This is a genomic window from Planktothrix serta PCC 8927 (genome assembly GCF_900010725.2).
In the GTDB taxonomy this organism is placed as follows: Bacteria; Cyanobacteriota; Cyanobacteriia; order Cyanobacteriales; family Microcoleaceae; genus Planktothrix; species Planktothrix serta.
Genome location: NZ_LR734897.1, coordinates 1 through 650, shown reverse-complemented (window position 1 = coordinate 650; position 650 = coordinate 1). Strand labels below are relative to the sequence as shown.

Annotated in this window: 1 rRNA gene; it reads right to left on the bottom strand. The window is 51.8% G+C overall.

From position 1 onward, the window contains the following. Nucleotides 1-634, bottom strand: a 23S ribosomal RNA gene (locus PL8927_RS27535); the annotation flags it as partial. Nucleotides 635-650 lie beyond the last annotated feature (16 nt).

Sequence of the window (650 nt, the reverse complement as noted above, 5' to 3'; positions counted from 1 at the left end):
TCTGTCTTAACCTGCCATTGCCTTTAACTCGCCGGCTCATGCTTCAACAGGCACGCGGTCATCCGTTGAATCGGACTCCCACTGCTTGTAAGCTGACGGTTTCAGGTTCTGTTTCACTCCCCTTCCGGGGTTCTTTTCACCTTTCCCTCACGGTACTGTTTCTCTATCGGTCACACAGGAGTATTTAGCCTTACCTCGTGGTCGAGGCGGATTCACACGGACTTTCACGGGCTCCGTGCTACTCGGGATTCAGCTAGGCTTTTTGAGTTTTCGACTACAGGACTTTCACCTTCTTTGGTGCAGGTTTCATCTGCTTTGTCTAACTCTCTGAGTCCACTGTCGCTGTCCCACTACCCCAACAGGTAAACCTGTTGGTTTAGGCTGTTTCCCTTTCGCTCACCACTACTCGGGAAATCGCTTTTGCTTTCTTTTCCTCGGGCTACTAAGATGTTTCAGTTCGCCCGGTTCGCTCATACCCACCTATTTGATTCAGTGGGCTGTTTTTGGGTTGCCCCATTCGGACACCTCCGGCTCATCGCTCGCTTCCAGCTCCCCGGAGTTTATCGTCGGTCGCCACGTCCTTCTTCGCCTCTGTGTGCCAAGGTTTCCACCGTCAGCCCTTTCTATCTTGACCACTTGATTCTCTTTTG